The 5,273-nt window shown below is 47.1% G+C and carries 5 protein-coding genes; 1 reads left to right on the plus strand and 4 read right to left on the minus strand.

Going from position 1 to position 5,273, the window contains the following annotated elements:
* Window positions 1-124: 124 nt before the first annotated feature.
* Both envZ and ompR read right to left on the minus strand, forming a co-directional pair.
* Window positions 125-1,498 (minus strand): two-component system sensor histidine kinase EnvZ, encoded by a 1,374-nt coding sequence (gene envZ / locus ACTBDZ_RS14830; RefSeq protein WP_438815888.1) that lies wholly within the window; start codon window positions 1,496-1,498, stop codon window positions 125-127.
* The gene (gene ompR, locus ACTBDZ_RS14835; RefSeq protein WP_438815889.1) at window positions 1,495-2,214 is read right to left on the minus strand and encodes an osmolarity response regulator transcription factor OmpR; all 720 of its coding nucleotides are present in this window, start codon (window positions 2,212-2,214) and stop codon (window positions 1,495-1,497) included. The genes envZ and ompR overlap by 4 nt, the downstream gene beginning before the upstream one ends.
* 247 nt (window positions 2,215-2,461) lie before the next feature.
* Between ompR and greB the strand changes: the two genes are divergently transcribed.
* The gene (gene greB, locus ACTBDZ_RS14840; protein ID WP_438815890.1) at window positions 2,462-2,944 is read left to right on the plus strand and encodes a transcription elongation factor GreB; all 483 of its coding nucleotides are present in this window, start codon (window positions 2,462-2,464) and stop codon (window positions 2,942-2,944) included.
* Between the two features lie 61 nt (window positions 2,945-3,005).
* Here the strand turns inward: greB and ACTBDZ_RS14845 are convergent, their stop codons facing one another.
* Together ACTBDZ_RS14845 and ACTBDZ_RS14850 are read right to left on the minus strand one after the other, a co-directional pair.
* On the minus strand, window positions 3,006-3,479 hold the full coding sequence (locus ACTBDZ_RS14845; RefSeq protein WP_438815891.1) for a FidL: 474 nt from the start codon (window positions 3,477-3,479) through the stop codon (window positions 3,006-3,008).
* Window positions 3,466-4,227: a winged helix-turn-helix domain-containing protein gene (locus ACTBDZ_RS14850; protein ID WP_438815892.1), complete on the minus strand. Its 762-nt coding sequence runs from the start codon at window positions 4,225-4,227 to the stop codon at window positions 3,466-3,468. The genes ACTBDZ_RS14845 and ACTBDZ_RS14850 overlap by 14 nt, the downstream gene beginning before the upstream one ends.
* Between the last annotated feature and the right edge of the window lie 1,046 nt (window positions 4,228-5,273).

Below are 5,273 nucleotides of genomic sequence, written 5' to 3' on the forward strand. Positions count from 1 at the left end.
GTTCAGTATTGGTGACAGACCACCACAAGTATCCAACCTCAATTCTGTTCACAAGACCATCGTTGATGTTCTCGGCGAGCGATACCGTCGAATTTATTCTTAAAGTAGGTGCGGAATGACGGTTTCACCCTTCGGATGCCTCTTTTTCAACAGCAGACGGCCCTTCTTTGGTCCGCTCATAGGGTAAGGGCAGATAAGCACACACACACAACCCACCGCGTTCGCTGGTGCCCACGTCTAGCGCGCCGTCATGCGCATCAATGATACGCTGCACGATTGCCAGCCCTAATCCCGTACCGCTGGTAGTACGCGCGCTGTCGCCGCGCACAAACGGTTGGAACAGATGTGCCAGCTGCGCAGGATCTATACCCGGACCATCATCCTCCACCTGGAACCAGACGCGTTGCAGTTCTCGCCCGCTGCTGACCTTGATCCAGCCGTTACCATAGCGCGTAGCATTGACCACCAGATTCAGCGCCGCACGTTTGATGGAGAGCGGGCTGATACGCACCATCAGTTCACCGTCGGAGAAATCGCTGTCAATCTGGCGCTCGTAGCCGCTCTCAGCCGCCACGACCTCGCCCAGAATACTGTTCAGATCCGCCGCTTCCATCTGCATCTCCTGGCCCGTACGCAAATAGTCGATAAACTGTTCGATAATGGCATTACACTCTTCAATATCCTTGTTGATGGACTCAGCCAGATAATCATCATCCTTGCTCATCATCTCGGTCGCCAGCCGGATACGTGTTAACGGCGTGCGTAAATCGTGGCTGACACCCGCCATCAAGAGTGTACGATCGTCGGCCAGCAGTTTGACCCCCGACGCCATCTGGTTGAAAGCACGCGTTACCGAACGAACCTCGGAGGCACCATACTCACGCAACGCGGGCGGAATAATGCCTTTCCCCACTTGCAGCGCCGCATACTCCAGCTCCACCAGCGGCCGGTTCTGCAAACGAATAAACAGCCACGCCCCGCCGATGACGAGCAGCATAATCGCCAGCGTATATCTGAATAGCGGAGAAAAGTCGCCGTGATGGATTTCCGTCAGGGGCACCCTCACCCAGATATCGGGTGAAAGCCAGGTTTTCAACCACACCACGGGGGTGTTCTTGCTGACTTCAACGCGTACATCCGTCGGGCCGCCAAGCTGCTGGGCCATTTGCTGGCTCAAAAACTTGTAGTGCTGCGCCCAACGTAGGCCACTCTCCTCCGCCGCGGCGTTGGTATATAGGGAAATTCCCAGCTCGCGATAGATTTCACGCCGGAACGCCGGTGGCACTTCCAGCGAAGAGCCATCCTCCAGTTGCAGCCTGTCGGTCATCAGCATGCGCACTTCGTAGGCCAAAACTTTGTTGAACTGCTGCAAACTTGGCAAAATGGCAAAATTGAGCACCACCAGATAGGTGGTGACCAGGCTGACAAACAACAGAGTAACAATCAGCAACAGCGTCCGGGCAAACGAACTGCGCGGAGAAAAGCGCCATCGTCTCATGCTTTACTGCCGTCCGGCACAAAGACGTATCCCAGGCCCCAGACAGTTTGGATATAGCGCGGATGCGCCGGATCTTCCTCCATCATACGGCGCAGCCGCGAGATCTGCACGTCGATGGAGCGTTCCATGGCGCTGTATTCACGACCACGTGCCAGATTCATCAGTTTATCGCGAGATAGCGGCTCACGTGGGTGGCTGACCAACGCTTTCAACACCGCAAATTCCCCACTGGTCAACGGCATCGGCTCGTCATCGCGAAACATTTCGCGCGTGCCAAGGTTAAGCTTGAACTTTCCAAAGGCGATCACCGCCTCTTCCTGTGACGGCGCCCCCGGCAGCTCGTTCGCCTGACGGCGCAACACGGCACGGATGCGCGCCAACAGCTCGCGCGGGTTAAACGGTTTAGGAATGTAGTCATCAGCACCAATTTCCAGGCCAACGATACGGTCAACCTCTTCCCCTTTCGCCGTCACCATAATGATGGGCATCGGATTGCTTTGGCTGCGCAGGCGGCGGCAAATAGAGAGCCCATCTTCGCCCGGTAACATCAGGTCCAATACCATCAGGTGAAAGGACTCACGCGTCAGTAAACGATCCATCTGTTCAGCATTGGCTACGCTACGTACTTGAAAACCTTGCTCCGTCAGGTAACGCTCCAGCAGTGCGCGCAGGCGCATATCATCATCTACTACCAGAATTTTATAGTTCTCTTGCATTTTCATTCTCCAAAAGCGTAATCGCTGCCGATGCCCGTATTGTTCAAAAACCCATGAATTACTGACAGTCGTTTCTGGTATATATTGCAGGCAAAATTGTTACAAAGCATAATAAAATAGGGATTAATCAATCATTTACTTCATTTCACAGGTGCAATCGCCTTAGGATGTAGCAACGCCTATACTGCTCACAGTGTATCAACGCCGCGCTATGCGTACTCGTAATAACCGATGATGAAAGCAAACGATGAAAACCGATCTTATCACCCGTGAAGGTTACGACATGCTCTACAAAGAGCTTAACTATCTTTGGAAAGAACGTCGTCCAGAAATTACAGAAAAAGTGGCTTGGGCGGCAAGTTTAGGCGATCGCAGTGAAAATGCCGACTACCAATATAACAAGCGGCTGTTGCGCGAAATAGACCGACGGGTGCGCTACTTGCGTAAACGTCTGGAAATCGTTCGTGTTGTCGATTACTCACCTCAGCAAGAAGGCAAAGTGTTCTTCGGTGCCTGGGTTGAAGTAGAAAACGAGCAAGGCGACCAGATGCGCTTTCGCATCGTTGGCCCTGACGAGATCTATGGGCGTAAAGACTATATTTCAATCGACGCCCCCATGGCACGGGCGTTGCTGAAGAAAGAACGCGACGAAGAGGTGAAAGTAAAAACACCTTTGGGCGAAAAAACGTGGTACGTAAACCAGATAACCTATAATGCGCCAGCCGAGTGATGACCCAGCCGCGTATTTACCCACTCCGTCACCGTGGTGTTATGGGGTTGCGGGGGCGACATCAACGGATATTGCAGGCCAATTTTGACCACGCTGTGCTGATAAGGTAGACATCACGCGTCAGCATTTCGAACTCCAGGATGTCATTTTCTCCGATCATCGAGAAAGCGTCATCGGGTGCATTGTCCTCCGGATTTTTATCCAGCGCGACATTCTTGACTAACAGACGATTTTCATTCCAGACGGAGTCAAAACTGAACGTGCGCTGTACGGTCCGGGGAATATCATCCTCACCAATAAACACACCATCAATAAAAATTAATGCACGATTTTTATCGCTTAAATAAACATTGACATCGTATTCTTTCCTTATTCTATATTTTTCATTCCCCTCACTGACTCTCACTTCGCCACAACAAATCACCGGTTTGTGAAAAGACTGACGTTTAAAATAATAGGGCCCAACTAATAAAACCGTTACCAATAATAACAGGATTAACCATACCATTTTATTACCAAGATTATTTTTCAACATAGGTAGTGCATCCTTTTCCACGTTTGCTACATGCAATGATGATGCGATTCTTCTTCATTCCTGAACTGTGCAACGGGATCGTCTTTGATGAAATAAACAAGACATGATCCTCACAGAGTTCCTGATAACCCGCGATCGACTCGTAGCTGACCGGATCCTGTAATGAAAAAACATCGCACTTATTAATCATATTGACTCTGACGAAAGGTCGATAAGGAAAACGACCAGAAAATGACAACATAATCAAAATAAATAACAGAATCATGCCGATGATAAAAATAATCTTGGTCGTATAACCTATCTGGAACCGGGGAGATGCTTTTTCTGGCGCAGCCAATCGGGGGTTTACACCACGACCCAGTTCGTTCATGGATGTTTCTGCCGTATTTCCCACCGAGCGAACGTCAGTTTGTTGTCTGGCATACGCTTCAATACTGTCGACATGAAAAACAATACCTAATTTCGGGACAGTGACAATCGCCTCCGCCAAGCCAAAATTACGTAATACCTTTCTAAGCAATGAGATATAATTATTGAGATTACTGATAGAAGGAGAAAGTGAATACTTTTCTAGTGCCTCTCGTAGCAACAATTCACGGCTTAATGTAACCCCCGGATTATCAATCAGAGTAGCGAGTATGCGTGCAATAGGCGCGCTCAATGAAATAGCTTCACCTTCACGATCGCGCCAAGATAAAGTTCCCTCTCCATCATTGAAAATGATAGTTTGATTAATCAAGTAGACCATAAAACCCTCTGGGATAAGCAAGTATTATTTTAAAAATAACCTAACCCTATTGATGATATGTTTATTTACACGAAACATAGGAAATGGAAATCCTGCGACATATATCTTAGATCGCTCATTAACGCCCATGAGAATATTGGTTTAAACAATACCTTTACATGACGACATAAAAAGAGTTGAGCCGTAGCATAAAAATTTGCTCGTTTATTGTCAAAGATTATTTAAAGCTGTTTTAGATTGTTATTTTACTTAAAAAACACAAGCTCGTTTTTTGAAAGAAAATGCGATTAGATTTATACTAACCGAAGATAAACAAAAAAAATAAAAAAGGACTAACCCGTTGAACATAGTGGACATAGAAATTGAGTAGGACCATTCTCTTCACCGTAATACGATACACAAAACCTATTAAAATAAAATTAATTAAAGCTTTAATCTATAAACAATAAAAGCAAATTTTACGATTTGAAAAAAGAGGTAACGTGCAAATACCGCGATGAACAATAACCAAGGTAAACTATACGCAAAAAACTTATTCAAAAAACAGTACAAGTGCGGATAATTACTCTCAGAATAAAATCATCGTTGGCCCTCATCTCCTTGCCTACGGTTTATTCTGCTGTTCTGATCGCCTATTGAGCATGATAATTGCGAATAAATTCGCAATTATCATGACCTGGTCGCCAATACGATACGCTTATTACGCATAATGCACGTCATCGCGGGATTCACTCTCCCCGAAAGCCTTTGCTTGTGCGCTATCTGCGTAAATACTTCGCGTTGTAGAAAGAAGGTGCAGGAGCGCAGCCCACACCGATGCAAATTAAACGGTGGCGGTGACAAGATTATTTTTGTGTTGACATAAATGTGTCACTTCGATCGCTTAATTTGGCCTCGAAGTGTCACGGGAGACTCGAATATGGGCTTTGTTGAATAAATAGAAAGTTTGGGTAATCATCGGAACAGATCACCATAGTTGTTTCAAAATCAGGTCTCCATGGCAAAACAAAATTTTAAAATCACTAACTGGCCCTCCTATAACAAGG

Origin of the sequence: Symbiopectobacterium sp., assembly GCF_051710365.1 — a bacterium.
Lineage (GTDB): Bacteria > Pseudomonadota > Gammaproteobacteria > Enterobacterales > Enterobacteriaceae > Symbiopectobacterium.

Excerpts from the sequence above, each read along its gene's own strand:
- envZ (WP_438815888.1), bottom strand. The coding sequence starts at position 1,498 with ATGAGACGATGGCGCTTTTCTCCGCGCAGTTCGTTTGCCCGGACGCTG.
- ompR (WP_438815889.1), bottom strand. The coding sequence starts at position 2,214 with ATGCAAGAGAACTATAAAATTCTGGTAGTAGATGATGATATGCGCCTG.
- greB (WP_438815890.1), top strand. The coding sequence starts at position 2,462 with ATGAAAACCGATCTTATCACCCGTGAAGGTTACGACATGCTCTACAAA.
- ACTBDZ_RS14845 (WP_438815891.1), bottom strand. The coding sequence starts at position 3,479 with ATGTTGAAAAATAATCTTGGTAATAAAATGGTATGGTTAATCCTGTTA.
- ACTBDZ_RS14850 (WP_438815892.1), bottom strand. The coding sequence starts at position 4,227 with ATGGTCTACTTGATTAATCAAACTATCATTTTCAATGATGGAGAGGGA.